The sequence below is a fragment of the Streptococcus sp. 477 genome (assembly GCF_013277295.1).
Taxonomy (GTDB): domain Bacteria; phylum Bacillota; class Bacilli; order Lactobacillales; family Streptococcaceae; genus Streptococcus; species Streptococcus pseudopneumoniae.
This window is the reverse complement of sequence record NZ_VMMQ01000088.1, coordinates 1-17,157: the sequence shown is the minus strand read 5'-3', so window position 1 is coordinate 17,157 and position 17,157 is coordinate 1. Positions and strand designations below refer to the sequence as shown.

The 17,157-nt window shown below is 40.9% G+C and carries 23 protein-coding genes; all 23 read left to right on the top strand.

Annotation, left to right across the window (positions count from 1 at the left end; genetic code table 11):
- Positions 1-15 precede the first annotated feature (15 nt).
- Positions 16-438 (top strand): YopX family protein, encoded by a 423-nt coding sequence (locus HT691_RS10000; RefSeq protein ID WP_000187974.1) that lies wholly within the window; start codon positions 16-18, stop codon positions 436-438.
- Positions 435-671: a DUF3310 domain-containing protein gene (locus HT691_RS09995; RefSeq protein ID WP_023933950.1), complete on the top strand. Its 237-nt coding sequence runs from the start codon at positions 435-437 to the stop codon at positions 669-671. Before HT691_RS10000 ends, HT691_RS09995 begins: the two co-directional genes overlap by 4 nt.
- Positions 668-853 (top strand): hypothetical protein, encoded by a 186-nt coding sequence (locus HT691_RS09990; RefSeq protein ID WP_240149813.1) that lies wholly within the window; start codon positions 668-670, stop codon positions 851-853. The genes HT691_RS09995 and HT691_RS09990 overlap by 4 nt, the downstream gene beginning before the upstream one ends.
- The gene (locus tag HT691_RS09985; RefSeq protein WP_023933952.1) at positions 843-1,073 is read left to right on the top strand and encodes a helix-turn-helix transcriptional regulator; all 231 of its coding nucleotides are present in this window, start codon (positions 843-845) and stop codon (positions 1,071-1,073) included. Before HT691_RS09990 ends, HT691_RS09985 begins: the two co-directional genes overlap by 11 nt.
- A 70-nt stretch (positions 1,074-1,143) precedes the next feature.
- A complete protein-coding gene (locus HT691_RS09980; RefSeq protein WP_023940104.1) occupies positions 1,144-1,572 on the top strand; it encodes an ArpU family phage packaging/lysis transcriptional regulator in 429 nt (142 codons plus the stop codon).
- 299 nt (positions 1,573-1,871) lie between these two features.
- Positions 1,872-2,414: a site-specific integrase gene (locus tag HT691_RS09975; RefSeq protein ID WP_001028145.1), complete on the top strand. Its 543-nt coding sequence runs from the start codon at positions 1,872-1,874 to the stop codon at positions 2,412-2,414.
- A gap of 213 nt (positions 2,415-2,627) precedes the next feature.
- Entirely contained in the window at positions 2,628-2,924 is a 297-nt protein-coding gene (locus HT691_RS09970) for an HNH endonuclease (RefSeq protein WP_000573817.1), read from the top strand.
- A gap of 119 nt (positions 2,925-3,043) precedes the next feature.
- Positions 3,044-3,382, top strand: coding sequence for a hypothetical protein (locus tag HT691_RS09965; RefSeq protein ID WP_000393459.1), 339 nt, complete (start codon positions 3,044-3,046; stop codon positions 3,380-3,382).
- Complete coding sequence (locus tag HT691_RS09960) at positions 3,379-5,019, top strand: terminase TerL endonuclease subunit (protein ID WP_023933954.1); 1,641 nt, start codon at positions 3,379-3,381, stop codon at positions 5,017-5,019. Before HT691_RS09965 ends, HT691_RS09960 begins: the two co-directional genes overlap by 4 nt.
- Positions 5,020-5,074: 55 nt before the next feature.
- Complete coding sequence (locus tag HT691_RS09955; protein ID WP_000506468.1) at positions 5,075-6,223, top strand: phage portal protein; 1,149 nt, start codon at positions 5,075-5,077, stop codon at positions 6,221-6,223.
- A complete protein-coding gene (locus HT691_RS09950; protein WP_000152604.1) occupies positions 6,204-6,926 on the top strand; it encodes a head maturation protease, ClpP-related in 723 nt (240 codons plus the stop codon). The genes HT691_RS09955 and HT691_RS09950 overlap by 20 nt, the downstream gene beginning before the upstream one ends.
- 18 nt (positions 6,927-6,944) lie before the next feature.
- Positions 6,945-8,060 carry a phage major capsid protein gene (locus HT691_RS09945; protein WP_000976937.1) on the top strand — a complete coding sequence of 372 codons (1,116 nt, stop codon included), beginning with the start codon at positions 6,945-6,947 and terminating at the stop codon, positions 8,058-8,060.
- A 13-nt stretch (positions 8,061-8,073) separates the two neighbouring features.
- Entirely contained in the window at positions 8,074-8,364 is a 291-nt protein-coding gene (locus HT691_RS09940; protein WP_000401889.1) for a hypothetical protein, read from the top strand.
- Complete coding sequence (locus HT691_RS09935; protein ID WP_000598693.1) at positions 8,357-8,545, top strand: hypothetical protein; 189 nt, start codon at positions 8,357-8,359, stop codon at positions 8,543-8,545. The genes HT691_RS09940 and HT691_RS09935 overlap by 8 nt, the downstream gene beginning before the upstream one ends.
- A complete protein-coding gene (locus HT691_RS09930) occupies positions 8,532-8,921 on the top strand; it encodes a hypothetical protein (protein ID WP_000830391.1) in 390 nt (129 codons plus the stop codon). Before HT691_RS09935 ends, HT691_RS09930 begins: the two co-directional genes overlap by 14 nt.
- Positions 8,914-9,312 carry a hypothetical protein gene (locus tag HT691_RS09925; RefSeq protein WP_172925358.1) on the top strand — a complete coding sequence of 133 codons (399 nt, stop codon included), beginning with the start codon at positions 8,914-8,916 and terminating at the stop codon, positions 9,310-9,312. Before HT691_RS09930 ends, HT691_RS09925 begins: the two co-directional genes overlap by 8 nt.
- Positions 9,312-9,692, top strand: a complete 381-nt coding sequence (locus HT691_RS09920) for a hypothetical protein (protein ID WP_000588569.1) — start codon at positions 9,312-9,314, stop codon at positions 9,690-9,692. The genes HT691_RS09925 and HT691_RS09920 overlap by 1 nt, the downstream gene beginning before the upstream one ends.
- Before the next feature lie 16 nt (positions 9,693-9,708).
- On the top strand, positions 9,709-10,305 hold the full coding sequence (locus HT691_RS09915) for a major tail protein (RefSeq protein WP_000216339.1): 597 nt from the start codon (positions 9,709-9,711) through the stop codon (positions 10,303-10,305).
- Positions 10,306-10,350: 45 nt separating this feature from the next.
- Positions 10,351-10,644: a hypothetical protein gene (locus tag HT691_RS09910; RefSeq protein WP_001151571.1), complete on the top strand. Its 294-nt coding sequence runs from the start codon at positions 10,351-10,353 to the stop codon at positions 10,642-10,644.
- 248 nt (positions 10,645-10,892) lie between these two features.
- The gene (locus HT691_RS09905; RefSeq protein WP_000087358.1) at positions 10,893-11,123 is read left to right on the top strand and encodes a hypothetical protein; all 231 of its coding nucleotides are present in this window, start codon (positions 10,893-10,895) and stop codon (positions 11,121-11,123) included.
- 56 nt (positions 11,124-11,179) lie between these two features.
- The gene (locus HT691_RS09900; RefSeq protein ID WP_172925357.1) at positions 11,180-15,355 is read left to right on the top strand and encodes a phage tail tape measure protein; all 4,176 of its coding nucleotides are present in this window, start codon (positions 11,180-11,182) and stop codon (positions 15,353-15,355) included.
- The gene (locus HT691_RS09895; protein ID WP_172923276.1) at positions 15,355-16,053 is read left to right on the top strand and encodes a phage tail protein; all 699 of its coding nucleotides are present in this window, start codon (positions 15,355-15,357) and stop codon (positions 16,051-16,053) included. The genes HT691_RS09900 and HT691_RS09895 overlap by 1 nt, the downstream gene beginning before the upstream one ends.
- On the top strand, positions 16,050-17,157 hold a 1,108-nt coding region (locus tag HT691_RS09890), incomplete at its 3' end, for a phage tail spike protein (protein WP_172921779.1). The genes HT691_RS09895 and HT691_RS09890, both read left to right, overlap by 4 nt.

Below are 17,157 nucleotides of genomic sequence, written 5' to 3'. Positions count from 1 at the left end.
GGAGGAGGATTTGGCATGACACCAAAATTTAGAGTGTGGGATAGCGTAGAAAAGAAATTCGTAGAACATTTTTTTATCACAGATAACGGCTTGATTTGCAACATGGAAAAACCAACATCGGACTCCAAACTTCTTATTCCTATCGAAAAGTCAGAATTGATCCTCATGCAATCAACAGGACTCAAGGATAAGAACGGGGTGGAGATTTTCGAGGAGGATGTGGTTTCTAGGAATAGTGGAATGCCCAGCGTAGTCAAATTTGGTAAATGGATTTATGAGGAAGATTTTGGATATAAAATAAAAAATATCGGGTTTCACCTTAATTCTAGTTATGATGATGAATGGTTTCAAGCTATGGACTATGAAGATATTCGCAAGAATTATGAAGTCATTGGCAATATCTACGAAAACCCAGAACTTTTGGAGGATAAGGAATGAACCCAGAAATAATTGACAATATAAACAAACCAAGCCACTACCAAGGTGCAAACGGTCTTGAGGCTATCGATGTTGTGCATAACTTCGTTGGGAACCTTTCCGGAGCGTCTGCTTTCTTTTGGGGCAACGCAATCAAGTATATGTTACGGTTTCAAAAGAAAAACGGTCTGGAAGACCTGAAGAAAGCACGCAAGAACCTTGATTGGCTGATTGAGGAGATGGAGCATGAGTGAATACGCATTGTATGAAGGCGACACCTTTATTACCATGGGGACGCTTGCGGAAATCAGCAAAGAAAAGCAAAGAAACAGGAATTGCTGAAAGGATGTTGAAGTATTACACTTTTGCATCCACCCAAAGACGCAATCCAAATGGTAGAGCTGTCGTAAAGATTGAGGTGGATGATGAAGGATAAATTAAATCCAAGACAAGCAAGTAGGTTTGCTTTCTTGCTAAAGCAAAAACGTAAGGAAAGGAAGTTGTCACAAGAAAAGTTAGCAGCTAAACTAGGCTATAGTCGCTACCTGATTGCTCAATGGGAGAAGGAGGAAAGTGTACCGAATATTTATAATGTAGAAGATATCTGTACTTACTTTGCTTTTCCTGCTGATATTATTCTCGGGAGTAGGGCATGAAAAAAGCCAGCACAGCTGACTCCTCATGGTATGGTTTCGCATAACTATTATATCATGAGGAGGAGTTCGTGTGCAAATAGAGTTATTGGATATCATCGATGAAAAGAAAACCAGAAAGGAAGCTATCAAAGTCCTAAAAAAATACAGTCGTCTGAGACGGATTGCTGGAGAAGAATACGCCCCCAAAATAACAATATCCTACTCGCTTGAACCAAAATCATCAAGTGGTCAGACAAGTAAGCAGGTAGAAAGCATGGTCTTGCGTAGAGTATCAGCTCAGCAGGATTTAGAACTAATCGCTAAAGCAATCAACAATCTTTCCGATATGGAATATACACGTATCCTAATCGAACGATATTGCAGGAAGAAAAGGAGGGAAGACTACAGCATCTACTCAGAACTAGGCTACTCATCTAGTGAGTATTATCGGATATTAAACAAAGCTCTATTAGAGTTTGCAGAGTCCTATCAAGCAAGCAACCTTTTGGTTTACAAGTGATTTCTGGGAAAATCTTGGGAAAAATCTGGGAAAATCTTGGGAGAATTGGAACGAAAAAAGGTGCTAAAATAGTATTATCCAATGATTGGGTAACGAACAGTCATGAGGACTCCTAAAAATACAGAGGTTTCGGCCTCTTAGACAGTAAGGACAGGTTAGCAGGTTGTTTGGGTCTCCTTGAAACTTTTACCAAGCGTGCGTTTTACTGCTAGACCAGCTGGTTCAATTCCAGCTACTGTCATATTCAATGCCACGACCAGTGGCTTTTTTTGATTATTTGAAAGGTGGTGATACTTGTTTTGAATATTGTAGAACCAATCAGGGATAAAGATGATATACAGGCTATGAAAGATTATCTGAGAGAATGGAATGAGCGTAATTATATTTTATTTCTTTTTGGTATCAATTCAGGTTTGCGAGTTGGTGACATTTTAAAAATTCGAGTAAAGGATGTTCAAGGTTGGTATATCAAACTGAAAGAACAAAAGACTGGGAAGAAGAAAAAGATTAAAATGACTAAAACTCTCAAACGTGAGGTTAGAGAGTATATACAAAATAAACCTCATCATCATTTTTTATTTCAAAGTAGAGTCGGAAAAAATAAACCACTTGATCGTAGGACTGTGGATTGGATTTTAAAAGTTGCTGCATCTGAGTGTGGTATTGAAAATATAGGAACTCATTCAATGAGGAAGACATTTGGATATCATTATTATAAAAAGACAAAAGATATAGCAATGTTGATGAGTTTGTTTAATCATTCATCACCAGCTATTACCTTAAGATATATAGGTATTCGTCAAGATCAACAGGACAAAGCGATGTCAAATTTTGGATTGTAGTTAACCAATTAGACATAACGAGTCAAACGCTAATTCATTTAGTGGATTACTGTATATCCTTATTGTGTCAGGCTTTTTGGCGACTGTTTGAATTAGACAGAATATAAGATATGTCTAATTGAACGCTAGAAAATATAGAGTAACAGCAATTTAAAATAAGTATCTTTAAGATAATTATTGACGAAAGATGTAATGGACAAAGAATATTAAACAATGATTGAAGTTTCAACTCGAGAAGAACGAAACCAGTTTTACAATTCCAGCGAGTGGAGAACGATAAGAAGGCAAGCACTTAAACGAGATCATTACGAATGTGTATGGTGCAGGGATGAAGGCAAGGTCACGACTACTAATTTAGAAGTTGACCATATCAAGGAGCTAGAGTTCTATCCAGAGTTCGCGCTTGATATCGATAACCTACGAACATTGTGCAAGGCATGTCATAATAAAAGGCATGATCGTTTTGATAAGAATGACAGAAATTTCCGAAAAGATGAATGGTGGGGTTAGGTGAACGAATCTTAAACACCCCCCGGTCAAAAAAATCGGAAATTTTCAAAGATGTCGGTAAGCGGTCTGCACTCGACTGTCCAAATTTTTAACAAAAAATTAAAAGGGGGTGGGGGGTAATGGAAGAATACTCGGAAAAAAATATAAAAGAATTAGAAAATCAGCTACTTTCTAAAATTGGCTATTTCAGTCCTAGAAAAAAGGATGCGATTCAGTATGAAAAAGTCAATCGCTATCTTTATCTTGTCCGGCTGCTTTATGAGCTGAAAGCTAAACTTCATGAAGACGGACTGGTCATCACTGTTCACAATGGACAACAAAGATTCCAAAAAGCGAATTCTCTCATCAAGGAAATCAACACAACCAGTAATCAGCTTTTGGCTATTGAGCGGTCGTTTGATTTTGATGTTGAAAATTCTCCTGTCGAGAAAGCTACGTCTGGAAGTGATCTGTTATGATTTCTCATCCGCTGGTTGATGACTACATCAAAATGGCCGAGAATGGAGAAGTTGTTGTCAACAAGGAAAGGAAGTTGCTGTTTAAAATCATCAAGGAGAAAATCTATCCTCGTGATGATTTGTATTTTGATAATGACTTGATTGATAAGTTCATTCGGTTTGCGGAAAAGAATTTTTTCCCTCTGGCTAAGTATCAACTTTTCTTGACACCGTTCATTTTTCTTTTTCGGAAGGTAGACGAGGAACCACACTTTGACGAGTATCTATACACACTTGCTCGTGGGGGTGGTAAGAATGGTTTTATGTCAGCAAGGTCATCGTTTTTTATCAGCCCTATCTACCCTATCAGAGATTACGATGTGACTATCACTGCTAACTCTGAGAAACAGGGTAAGGTTTCGTTTGAGGAAGTTTATGAGACTATCCAAAGGCGTGGTCTTGAGGACCATTTCTATCTAACTAAAATGTCTATTACAGGTCGAGCGAACAACTCGGTCTTTTCTTTTCGGACGAATAATCCGAAGACTATGGACTCTGCTCGTGATGGTTGTCTTGAGTTTGATGAGATTCACCAATTTGAAAATGATAAGGCTGTGAAGGTTCAAAGGTCTGGTCTTGGTAAGATTGCTCATGTCAGGACTTTCTACAACGGTACGAATGGGTATGTGCGCGAGGGGTTCTATGACAAGCTGATAGAGAAGTCTATGCAAATCTTGAATGGAGAGGTTGATGATTTCAGACTCTTCCCTTTTATCTGCAAGCTTGATAGTGCGGATGAGGTGGATGACATGAAGAATTGGCCGAAAGCAAATCCGATGTTGGATGAAAGCACGCCTTACGCTAAGAGGTTGCTTGCTAGAACTAAGGCTGACTATGATGACCTTGAGCTGGAGCCGTCTGGTCGTCAGGAGTTCATGACTAAACGGATGAATCTTCCTGAAGCAGACCTTGAGAAAGATGTGACGACTCGTGAAAGATTACTTGCTTGTTTACGTTCGCCTGGTATTGACTTGTTGGGTAAGTCCTGTGTCGCAGGATTTGACTATGCTAGCATTCGAGATTTTGCGAGTGTTGGTTTGTTGTTTAAGAACGGAGATGAGTTTATCTGGAAACAACATTCATTTGCTCGTAAAGCATTTTTGAAAGCTTTTAAACTTAAAGCTCCTATTCAGGAATGGGCAGATAGAGGCTTATTTACAATTGTGGACGGCCCTAGTATTGACCCTCGTTTATTGGTCGAAAAATTGAATGAATGGAGTAAGTTTTATCAGATTGAGCTTGTATGTGCAGATGGTTTCAGAATGGACTTGTTAAAACCTCTTTTGGAAGAGGCTGGTTTTGAATATGAGTTCTTGAGAAATCCTGGGGCGATTCAATCCAAGGTTGCGCCAATCATCGAAGATGGATTTGCCAATGAACGTTTTGTCTTTGAGAATGATAATTCTATGATTTGGTATACGGATAATACCTACGTCAAAGAGGACAAGGATGGCAATAAGCGTTTCTTGAAGAAAGAGCCCGTCAGAAGAAAGACGGATGGTTTCCATGCCTTGATTGCTGCTCTATACAAACGTGAGCTTGTACATGAGTCGAACGTTGGGGAATTCCTCGATATGTTAGAGGATTGGGAGTTTTAATCTAAGAATAAATTTTGGGTGGTAGGTTGGTAATTGGATAGGAAGGAGGGGAAGCATGGGGTTCTTAAATTTATTTAAGCGTGATGCGCCTGATGTTGGTTTTGATTTTGAAGAGTTGGAACGAATGTTGGGGTGTTTGCAGTTAAAGAGTTTAGCGATTGATAAGTCGGCGGAGTTTGTGGCTCGTATCTTTGCTAAGTCGGAATTTCGGTATATGGTGGAGAATCATCATGTGACGTCAGACTGGGATTATATTTTAAATGTGCGTCCCAATAAGAATGAGTCGGCCTCGGAGTTCTGGCAGAAGGTCATTTATCGCTTATTGACGAAAAACGAAGTACTCATTGTTTTGTCTGATGATAAGCAGTTACTGGTAGCTGATGCTTTTACTCGTAGGCGTTATGCTCTGTATGATGACACCTTTGAGATGGTGTCTGTCGGGGATTATACATTTCAGAGGAAGTTTGCTATGAGTGATGTCATCTTTCTTCAGTATAATAACAATCGCTTGCAAGAATATGTATCTGACTTGTTTTCTGATTATGAAAAACTACATACTCGTCTGGTGGAAGCCTTAGCTAGAAATAATCAGATCCGTGGGGTTCTGGCTACAAAAGCGAATGGAACTTTTGATGAGGATAAGAGAAAGAAACTGCAGAGATATGCGGACAATCTTTTTAAGTCCTTTACGTCTAAGACGGTTGCCATTGTACCGACAATGGATGGTGTGGAGTATTCGGAGTTGACCAATACGGTAGGAACTACAAATCTATCAGTTGAAGAGTTGAAGAAACTGAGACGTCAATTTGATGACGAGGTTGCGGATATATTAGGTTTGCCGACGGCTTTGATGCATGGAGATATGGCTGATTTGTCTAATAGCCAGAAGATGTTTAACAGTTATTGTTATGAATCGCTGGTTAAAAAAGTGGGTGACGCTCTAAACCATGCTATGGTGAGTTCGGCTGGATACGCTAATCAGAAAAAATTTGTGATTTTTGGTGAGGGGGGACTGGATAAGTTTGCTCTGGCTGAGAACATAGATAAACTCATCTCATCTGGGGCTATGACTCGAAATGAGGTGAGATTGGAACTTGGTCTTGAGGCTGTTCCTGGTGGGGATTCTTTCCTTATCACTAAGAACTATCAGGGTGAAAACGAAATAGAGAAAGGAGGAAATGAGGATGACAATCATTCAGATTAAGGGAGCGATTGTATCCAATGATGACCGCTGGTTTTATGATTGGCTAGACATGGATGCAACTGCTCCTAAGGATATTGTATTGCCGACGACGGGAGAAGATGTGGAGGTGCACATCAATTCTGGTGGTGGTGATGTGTATGCTGGTAGTGAAATCTATACAGCATTGCGTGCTTATCAGGGGCATGTGACGGTGAAAATCGTGGGGATTGCTGCTAGTGCTGCGAGTGTTATCGCTATGGCTGGTGATCAGGTGGAAATTAGTCCTACAGCGCAAATCATGATCCATAATGTATCTGCTGGTGTACGTGGTGACCATAAGGCGCTCTTGCATGAGGCTGGTGTGTTAGAAGGGTTTAATAAGTCCATCGCATATGCCTATATTGATAAGACTGGTAAGGCATTAGATGATTTACTGGATCTAATGGAGGGTGAAACGTGGTTTGATGCTCGTTCTGCTGTTAATCATGGCTTCGCAGATAAGGTCATGTTTGAAAGTCAGGAAGCTCCTGTCTTGGTAGCTAGTCAGACACCTGTGATTCCTCGTGATTTTATCGAAAAAATCCGATCTGCGATGACCCCAGATGTGGAGTTATTGGCGGACTTGGTTCGTGATAGGTTGAATAACAGTTTACCTATCCCAGAAGATAAGAAAAAAGAAGACAAGACGGCTGAACCTGTGGGGTTGGGTCGTTTCCCATTTTAAGAAAGGAAATAAAAAACAATGATGAAACTTGGTAATGAATTTACAACTGCTCGTCAGAACTTTATGAATGCAGTAGAAACTGGTGCTCCTATGGAGGAGCAAAATAAGCTCTATAACGAGATGATTGAGGCATTGACAGATAAGTTGCAAGATGATGCTCGAGAAGCTGCTCGTAAAGAAATCGCAACTATGAATCCATACGATGCACAGTTGACTGCTGAAGCTCGCGAATTTTTCAACAACATTGAGAAACTTCCTCCCAAAGGAATTGAGAAATTGTTCCCTCAGGAAACAATTGACCGTATTTTTGAGGATATGGTGGCAGCCCGTCCACTTCTTCAACACATCGGCTTGCGTAATGCTGGTATTCGTTTGAAATTCCTCAAGTCTAGTCGTACAGGTCAAGCGGTTTGGGGTAAAATCAATGCTGAAATTCAAGGACAATTGAAACAAGAATTTGCTGAAGAAGAAGCGATTCAGTCTAAATTGACTGCTTTTGTTGTAATCCCTAAAGACTCTGAAAAGTTTGGTCCTGCTTGGCTACAGTCTTACGTATCCATTCAAATTACAGAGGCCTTTGCAGCTGCTCTTGAAGCTGGTTATTTAAATGGTGATGGGGACAACAAGCCTATCGGGTTGTCTCGTACTCTTACAGGGACTGCAGAAAGTGAAAAAGTAACTTATGCTGAGAAACAAGCTCAGAAAAAACCATTGACTTTCGCAGACTCTGCTACCGTGGTAAAAGAGTTGACGGAGGTTTATAAATACCATTCTACAAAAGCTGACAATACCACTCCTGTTGCAGTAGAAGGTAATTTGGTTATGGTAGTGAACCCTGTAGATGCCTGGGATGTGAAGAAGCAATATACGTCTCTCAATGCTCAGGGTGTATATGTAACAGCTATGCCTTATAACCTCATCTTGGTTGAGTCGGTTGCTCAAGCGTCTGGTAAGGTGACTACATTTGTCAAAGGTCGCTACGATGCCTTTGTAGGTGGGGGGATTGAGTTTGGACGATTTACCGAAACCTATGCTTTAGAAGACTTGAATCTCTACACTGCTAAGCAATTTGCTTATGGTAAAGCGCATGATGAAAAGACTGCTGCTGTGTGGACACTGAGTATTGCAAAATAAAAGGTGACGAAGGATGGAGATTGAAGCTAAACTTCATTCCCTCCTTATTCCTTTTAAGGAGCGGATGAGAATTTTTCATAGCGGAGAAGATGCGAATCTCTCACGGATGTTAGAAAGTTCTCAAATGGTTATTACCCGCTTGGTAGGAAGTGGGAATATACACGATCATCAAATAAGGGAACTTATCTTAGAACGTGCTCGCTATGTCTATAATGACCAAGTTGAATTTTTTTACGAAAATTTCAAAGCGGATATTTTAGCATTATCGTTAGATAAGATAGAAATGGAGGATAGTGATGATTAAGGTATTAAAAGAGTTTTATGACCTCAAGGAGGGAGTCCTTAGGCAAGTCGGAGAAAGGTTTGAAGCGACAGAAGAACGATTTGCTGAGCTAAAGGAACATTTACCTGACTATGTCGAGTTGGAAAAGTCGTCCAGAAGTCGTAGCTCTAAGGAAGTAGTGAGTGTAAATGAAGAGGAGTGAGGGACCAAGCTATCGTTACAAAAAGCCTGAGTCTCAAAATGGAGACCTGAGAACTCCCCTGACTTTCTATACCTCTAAAATAAAAAAAGGGGTTGATGGTCGTGATGTGAGTTACGAGAAGGCTTTTTATACGATGGGGCAAACTTATTCTCCAAGTATGAAAGACGTTGAGATTGCAACTGGAAAAGCGATGAAAGCTAAGATGACTTTGAAGATTCGTGACCCTCTGACAGATTATCAGCCTGAAAATCGGCATTTTGTCGAAGTGGGGGATATCCGTCTAGTTGGTAAGAAATGGCAAATCATTGATGTCCGTCCTGATTTTGCTAATCGGGATTTTTTGATTGTCCTTATCGGAGGTGGTCGTGATGTCTAGTGGAGCTAATCTAAAAGGATTTGATGATATTTTGAGGAATATTGAGGCTCGACTAGGAGAGCCGGTAATTCGTAGAAAGGTCAACAGAGCCTTGAAGGAGACGGTTGAGGAGTTTGAGCCAACTTTCAAACGGGCTATGGCGGTGTACGCTGACACTGGGAAGACGGTTGGTGCGGTCGTTCATGGGAATGTGACTGGTACATCCAGCGGAGTTCCAATGGTTAAATTAGGTTTTAAAAGTCCTCGTTGGACTCTTATTCACTTAAATGAATTTGGCTATGCAAAGAATGGGCATCCTCGTGGTTTCGGAGTCATGCGCCGCTTTTTTGAAGCGAGTAAGCCGGTCTTTAAGTCTAAAGTCGGCATGAAGTTAAAACAGGAGTTTTTGTAATGATTAAAGACAAATTAACTGAACTCTACGATGCTTTGGAAGAGGATGAGTCTTTATCTGGTATTAGTATCAAGTCTTTTGAGCGTCCTGAGAGCTTGGGAGATGGCGAGACCAGTATTGTCATTATCCCTGTAGGGCCTCCAATGCAGACGGCTCACGGTAGTAATACTAGTTTGGCTAAGACTTTTCTCTATCAAATCAATGTAGAGTCTACTAATCGAGTGGAGTGTAAAGAACTCCAAGGAAGAATTGAAAAAATAATGGAAGAACAGGGATTTTATCAGACTGAAGGTGGTTTGGAACAATGGATTCCTGATATTAAGCGCTATGTAGACGTTCGGACTTATCGTGGTATGAGCGCTCTATATGAGAAATACTAGAAAGAAGGAAAAAGAAATGACAGTAAAAGGAACTGCACTTATCGGACTTAAATCAGTCACCATTCGTGTGCATGATGGACAGACTCCAACGGTTGGACAGAACCTCTTCACGCTAGAAGGTAAAGATAATGAAGGGGCTACACAGACCGCTAGAGTAACTGGATTATCTAGTGACCCTGTAAAGACTTATGGTAGTAATGTGGCTTATCACGTCTCCAATCGAGGAGTCGGTGATGTTAAGGTAGAGATGGGCTTGCTTGATGTCCCATTAGCTTTATATACGAATGCTTTGGGGTATGGCGATGATGATGGTATCTATTACTTCGGTGCAGACACAGTTGCCAAGAATGTTTCCATTCTCATTGAAAGTAATACTGCTGATGGGGAACCTGTTTACTATGGTTTTTATAAAGGTCAGCTTTCTATGGATGCTATTGATTTTGAAACGCTCAAGGATAAGGCGAATGAGTTAGCTACTACTAGTGTGAATTTCACTGCGACAGCTAGTTCAGACGTTGCAACTAAGGGGCGTTATGGTGCTATTGTTTATGGTTCAGATGCTGAAAAGTTGAAGAAATTGAAAGGTCAACTAAACATAACCGCTGCGGGGTAGAAGGAGGGCGAAAGCTCTCTTTTACTTTTTTAGAAAGGAAAGTATATGGCTAAGGTTCAATTTACAATTAAAAATGACAAGGGAGAAGATGTCCTAAAAAAGAGCAAAGAAATCACAACTCGTGATTATCGTGACTATTTGGTCATGAACGAATCCTTGACAAGTGATTTATCTGAGGTAGAGAAGCTTGATAAGCAGTTGGGATTTATTGCTAGTTTGTTTGATGATGTGACAGTAGAACAATTACTAGAATACACAGATTTTGCGAAAGTGATTTCTATTTTTACAGCAATTTATGCTCATCTGGTAGGTGATGTAGACCCAAAGGAAAAGAGCTAGCACCTGGGCAAGCGATCAAACGTTTTTATGGTTTTGTCAAGCAAGTTACAGAGGGTCCTTATGGAATGAGCATTCGCGATGTGATGGATACGAGTTGGGAGGACTTGATGGGGGTCTTGGGAAGTCTGGAAACGAGTGAACAAGAAGAAGTGCTTGACTTGGCAGATTTTTTAGAAAGTCTCTAGGTCAAGACTTTACAAATCAAAGGCTTAGGAATATAATAGAGATATGTAAGGGAGGTGGAAGAAATGTCTCGAAAAGAAAAAGCATGTAGAAGATATTGGTTTTGGTTTACCATTTTTATCCTTTATCTTGCTTTTGGCTTGTATTGTATTTGTACAAATTTTGTAGATATCTTTGGTATGCTCTTGCTATCACCCTTTATCTTTGCTTCCCTGCCACTCTATGCTTATCTATTTCTTGGTATGTTTATCTGGGCTTTTATGAACATGGCAATGGATGATTTTTATAAAGAATGATGAAAAGTCCGTAAGGGCTTTTTTCTTTGCTCTGAGGAGTTAGGAAGGAGAACAAGATGGCAAGCGGTACGCCGTTAGGTCAGATGTATATCGAGCTAGGGTTGGACGTGTCAAAGTTCAGTCCTACTCTAACTGGTGCAAAAAACGCTGTAAAGTACTTTCAAAATAATGTCCGTTCTTTGGACAGTACTTTAAAAGGCAATGAAAAAAATGCTAGCTTACTTCAAGCAAAATACAAGACTTTAGGACAAGCCATTGATTCACAACGTAAAGTTTTGGATGAGATGAAGAAAAGTTTTGATAAACTTGAACCGGGGACAGCTAAATTTGACAAGGCTGCTGCTGATATTCAGCGTGAGAATGCTAAGTTGGCAGTAATGGAAGGTCAGCTACGCGGTGTTGAAAAAGCTTTGCAAGATGTGGGGCGTGAAAATAGTTGGTCTGGTAAGATAGATGCCTTGAGCGAAAAATTTGCTAAAGGTGGAGAAAAATTGCGGGCTATGGGCGATGCAATGAAGCCTGTGTCTGCTGCTTTATTAGCTGGTTTTACGCTTTCTACTAAGAAAGCTATTGACTTTGAAAGTCAGATGAATACAACTAAATCTCTGTTAGCAGATACTATTCCAACAGCGGATGAACTGAACAGTACCACACAAAAGCTGGGTGAAAGTTCAAAAAATTGGGCGAAGCAGTATGGGATTTCTACTGCATCTATCAATGAAGGGATGCAAGAAATTATCAAGAAAGGTTTTGATGCCAATCAAACAATCGAAGCCATGCCTGCTATCCTAGACGCTGCAAAGGCGTCTGGTGAGGACTTCAATACGGTTATGAACGCCACTACGAATATTTTGCAACAATTTGGGCTATCTACTCAGGATACAGAGCGAGTAACCAATAGCTTAACCTTTGTCGCCAATAAAACGGCTGCTGGTTTTGCTGATATGGGGGCTGCAATGGAGTATGTTGGTCCCGTTGCTAAAAACGTTGGTATGAACTTGGAAGAGACTGCCGCTGCTGTTGGTCTTTTGTCCAACAATGGTATTGCTGGTGAAAAGGCTGGTACGGCTCTGCGTGGAGCTTTAACAAGGCTACTGAAACCATCAGAGCAAAATGCAAATGCAATGGAGAAGCTTGGTTTTTCTGCAGAAGAATTTCGTAGCGGCGCGATTAAGCTACCTGATATTTTGGATCGTATCAAAAAGAATACGGAAGGGATGACAGATGCTCAGAAATCGGCCTTGATTGCTACAGCCTTTGGTACAGAAGCTCAGACAGCGATGAATATCTTGGTTGACCAAGGTGGAGATGCGTTGCGTAATCTTGCTAACGAAACCAAGGGGGCGACAACTTATACCAAGGATTTAGCAAATGAATTATCTAAGTCTTCTAAAAATGGTGTGGAACGTTTTAAATCTAGTTTAGAAGTTTTACAGATTAACATTGGTCAGAAATTATTACCATTACTAACTCCTGTGATTGATAAGGTGAACCAATTTATCGACTGGCTAAGTAAGGCTCCTCCAGCCGTACAGAGCTTGGCGGTTGGTATTGGTGGTTTTTTGGCTCTGGGCTACCCTTTCTTGAACTTTCTAGGCAATGGGGCGACGGCTCTTAGTATTTTGATAAAACATGCCGGTAAATTAGAAGGACTATTAAAGGGCGGTCTCGGTCTTGCTAAATTGACAGAGCGTGCTGGTAAATTAAAAGGACTTTTACAAGGTGGTCTCGGTCTTGCTAAGGTAGGAAGCGAAGCCACTGTTTTAGCGGAAGGAGCTGGCGCTGCTGCATCTAGTTCTAGTCTCTTGTCTGGAGCCATTGGGGCTTTGACAAATCCTATTGGTTTGCTGGTGGGTGGTGCTGCTTTACTAGCTGGAGGATTGGTCTATCTAGGACATAAGAAAGACGAGGCGCGCATTAAGGCGGAGGAATTTGGGTCTCAGTTGAGTGATACTGCAAGGAAAGAGTTAAGAGATTTCCAAAGTAAGGTAGATGATACCAGTACAGCAGTAGCCAACTTTGGAACCCACGCTGGCGATGCTGAAAAAGTTTCTGAAGCTTTTCGAAAACTTCATGAAGAGGTAGCAGCAGGTGCTGAAAAAGCTAATCAACGTATGGAAGAATTAGCTAAAAAGTTGGGGTTTAGCGATGAAGAAATCGCTAAAATGAAAGTAAAAAATGACCAAGTTGTTTCAAATACCGATGCAATGGCTAATCAGGTCAGTGAAATCTACAAACGTCATAATGGAGACGCTAGCAAGTTTTCTCAAGAAGAAAAAGAAATCGTCTTAAACAACCAAAGAGAGATGATCAAAGCTAGAATCGAAATGATGGAATTATCTGGCGAACAACAAAAGGCTGCGCTTCAGGCTCTGAATGGAGAGATTGGTAGTTTAAATGAAACGCAATTAAAGCACACAAGAGATGTTTTGAAGAAGGCTCTGGATGAAGAAAATCAGTTATACAAAACCTCAAAAGATGGATTGAAACAACTCTTAGATGCCAAACGTATCGATCAAGAAACTTACAATAAAAAAATTCAAGAACTTGAAACAAACCACCAGCAAACCATGGAAGCCTTAGGTACTAAGTATTACCAGGTTATGCAAAACCTTGACGCTAAGGTAAAAGCTCGAACTGGACAAAGCTGGAACTACTGGGAAGAAGCTAAAAAGGTTCTGGAAGAATATGGTTTGTCTTATGAAGTAATCGGTCAAAAGGCAGCAGAAGCTTCTCAAAAAATGGGTGATTCCCATAGCATTCTTGCTAAGTATACTAGTGATATGAGCAAGGAAACGAGAGAAGCGAATGATGCTTGGTCTTTGCTCGTCGGAAACATTGATGAAAACAACAATTTTGTCATTAAATCAAACGTAAAAGAAGTGATTGGGGAAGCGACTAAATCTGCTGAGGGTTGGGAGCAATTGCAATTTATTGTTAAAAATGCGAATATCAACTCAAATGCTCGGGTAACGATTGCTGAAGCTCTCGTTGAGTCTGGTAAGTGGTCAACCATGACACTGGAAGAAAAACAGTTGATTGTCCAAAATCAAGCAGGACTGCAAGCTATCTTTGATAGTGAAAACCATCTTAGAATCTGGAACAGTATGCCTGCTGAAGTCAAGCAACTGCTTTTGGAAAATACAGATGTGATGAATAAGGCTGAGGAAGCTTCCAAAGCGCTCTATAACTATGATGCCTTGACTCCTAAGCAGAAAGAGTTGCTGGCTACGGATGAGAATTTCAGAAAGGCTGTTGCTCGTTCGACTGACACGCTAACAACTTGGAATGCAACTACTCCATTTACAAAAGATTTGAAACTAGATCCTACAAATGTTTTGAACAACGGGCAATTGTCAATCGATAAAATCATGGCTTGGAATCTATCTAATCCAGAGAATAAGTCATTAAATGCTACTGACAATACTAGTGAAGCAGTTGCTAGTGCAAAAGCGAGTGTGAACTCTCCGAAACAGGAAAAACCAATTGATTTACTTGCGAAAGATCAGACTGCAGGCGTTAGAAATGAGACGAGTGCGGCTATTAATGCGATTAAGCAACATAATCCAGTAGATATCCTTGCTAAAAATAGCACTTCCAGTACTGTCAGCGAGGTCAAAAGCGTCGTTAATAGCATTCAAGACAAAACGGTTACAATCAGCGCTCGAGATAATGCTTCTGGCGTGCTTGCAGGCATTAGGTCTTGGATTACTAGGGTAACTGGTGATTTCTTTACCAATGTTTTTGCTAGTCGGCATGCCCACGGTACCAACTATCACCCTGGTGGTCTTGCTATGGTCAATGACCAACGCAATAGTACCTACAAGGAATTGGTTACTCTTCCAGATGGTAGGAGCTTCATTCCTGAGGGGAGGGATGTTCTTCTTCCTCTTCCTAAAGGGGCTAAAGTTTTGCGGGCGGATAAGACCAAACGCTTGATGCGTGAGATGGGGGTCCCTAAATATGCTGCAGGAGTTGGCATTCCGAGTGATGCTAAATTCCTTCGTGAGATGGAAGAAGCACAAGCTAAAATAGTGGTGCAAACAAAAGGAGATACAAATAGTAAAGACAGCGATAAAGTCGTGTCTGAGATAGCGATTCTGAGAGCAAGTATGGAGAAGATCCTTACCGCTATCCTTGAAAAGCCGTCAGATACTTACCTGGACGCTGATAAAATTTCAATGAGCGTCTACCAACGTCAAGGTGCGATTTACGCTAGGGAGGGAATGTAATGTTTTACATGATTATCAATGGTTTCAACACAGCAACTATCCCTCACTGCGTGGTGACGGATTTTGGTCAGGTGGAGGCAGCTAAACCTAGGGTGGTTGAAGATGCTAACCTCTACGGAGCCAACGGAAGTTATCGAGTGCTGGATGGTGGCTATGAGAGTTATGAACGGACTTTTTCGTTCTATATTCCTAAGTTACTGGATGTTTCGACTATCGTGGAGAAATTTCAGCCTAAGGACAATGTGCTGGAGTTTAGCTACCAGTTGGGTTCTGTCTTTTATGCGGATTTTATTGGTGCAACCTATAGCCCTCATGGGATGCATGCCTGGAAGCTAGAGCTTAAGCTGAGTATGCAACCATTCCGTTATCAGAAATCTGTTGAACCTCTGATCTTTACCGCAAGTGGAAATATCAACAATCCAGGCTCTGTCTATAGCGAGCCTGTGATTGAGATTGAGGGAGACGGTGATATTTCTTTGACTATCGGACGGACAACCATGCACTTGACCGTTAGACGAAAAGTGACCATTGATTGTAGGCATAAGAAACAGAATATCTATAATGCAGATGGCGCGGTTCAAAATACTTTACGTAAACGTGGAGGCTTCTTTGAGTTGGCAGTTGGTAATAACGGTCTGGTCTTTACTGGTGCGGTTCGTAAGGTCACAGTTCGGCCGAATTGGAGGTATATTTTATGATTTATCTTACAGAGGGAAATAGGCCTTTAAACGAGGCCTACAATGATGAAATTGTCCATTTTGGGAACAATACCTATCAACTGACCTTTCGTTTTCCTACATCGGATCCCAAGTGGGAATTGCTGAAAGAGGAAACTTTTCTGACTGCAGATGACCTGCATGGTGAGCAGGATTTTTATATTTTTGAGGTTGAAAAGCAACAAGGATATATTCAAGTCTATGCCAATCAGGTTATCAGCCTGTTAAATAACTACATCGTCAGCTCTATTGAGGTTGACCGTGTCAGTGGTACAAGGGTGTTGAGTGCTTTTGCTGGTAGTATTACCAGAGCCAATCCTTTTTCTTTCTTCTCTGATATTGATGATAGGCATACGCTCAATATCAAGGACAAGAATGCCATGGAGGTCTTGGCCAAAGACAAGCATTCTATCCTTGGTCAGTGGGGCGGAGATATGGTGCGAAACGGTTACAACTTACGCTTGTTAAAAAATGGCGGTTCTGAAAATGAATCGCTTTTTATGTACAAGAAAAACTTGTCCAGCTACCAGCACAAGACCTCAACGAAGTCTTTAAAAACTCGGATAACCTTTAAAACGACTGTTAAGGGCGAGGGAGAAAATGCGGTTGACCATGATTATATGGTGGTGATTGACAGCCCCTTACTTGGGAACTACAGCCAAATCTATGAAGATGTCGTGGAGGTCAATGACCAAGACGTGACAGATGAGGCTAGCTTGATTGCATATGGTAAGCAGTATTTTCGGACAAGTATGTGCGACATGCTAGAAGATAACCTTGAAATCTCGGTTGTCGGTCAGAGTGATGTTGCGGTGCAGATGTTTGATGTGGTCAGTATCTACCATGAGTGGTACGGTCTTGATGTTCGTAAGAAAATCACCAAATATACCTATTCGCCAATGGCAAAACGCCTAAAATCAATAGGTTTTGGGACCTTCCAGTCCAGTCTTGCAAATGCGATCGGTGGGATTGTAAATGATGCCGTTTTGAATGAAAGCCGAAATCTGCATCAGATTTTTGAGGAACGTTTGAAAAAGGAAATTGCCAACGCTGACCGTGCGTTTGATGCTGAATTTACTAAGCGTG